Source organism: Bradyrhizobium sp. 87, assembly GCF_023073015.1.
In the GTDB taxonomy this organism is placed as follows: domain Bacteria; phylum Pseudomonadota; class Alphaproteobacteria; order Rhizobiales; family Xanthobacteraceae; genus Bradyrhizobium; species Bradyrhizobium canariense_D.
Window position 1 is genome coordinate 1 of the sequence record NZ_JADPIQ010000039.1, and the last position, 662, is coordinate 662.

The following is a 662-nucleotide window of genomic DNA, read 5'->3' on the forward strand; positions in this document are numbered from 1 at the left end:
GCGCTTCTGGCCGGCATGGATTGGACACGCATGCATGCGCCTCGAATCCCGCAGCCGAAAGCGCTTGCGTAGGACATAAAATCTTCGCTGCATCGGGGCGCGAAGCATGGCAGACTCGGGCCAATGAGTGATTTGCCTGATGAACTGCCGAGCGATCCAGCCGAGTTGCGTGCCTTTGCCGCGGCTCTGCTGGATCGCTGCGCCAGGCTCGAGCGGTTGCTCAAGCTTGCAAAAGACGCGCAGTTCGGTCGATCGTCGGAAAAGCTTGACGCTGATCAGCTCCAGCTTATTCTGGAGGATATTGATCAGGCTGTCGCGGCTCTCGAAGCAGCCGAGGACCGCGCCAATCCCAAAACACGCGAGAAGAGAGCTGCCGAGCGCAGGGCCAATCGTGGCAAGCTGCCGGAGCATTTGCCGCGCATCATCGAGGACCTGATGCCCGCTGCAACCTGCTGCCCATGCTGCGCAGGCGACCTTTTTGAGATCGGTCACGATGAGAGCCAGAGGCTGGACGTCGTACCGGCGCAGTATCGCGTTATCGTCACCCGCCGCCCCAAACTGGCCTGCCGCGCCTGTCACGGCGTCGTCCTCCAGCATGCTGCTCCCGAGCGATTGATCAGGGGAGGACTGCCGACCGAGCGGCTCGTCGCGCATGTGATCGA

The 662-nt window shown here is 62.1% G+C and carries 1 protein-coding gene; it reads left to right on the forward strand.

Annotated features, from left to right (window positions below; translation table 11 throughout):
- Window positions 1–123: 123 nt before the first annotated feature.
- Window positions 124–662 (forward strand): IS66 family transposase zinc-finger binding domain-containing protein (locus IVB50_RS09360; protein WP_247295694.1); only part of this gene is annotated, 539 nt, incomplete at its 3' end.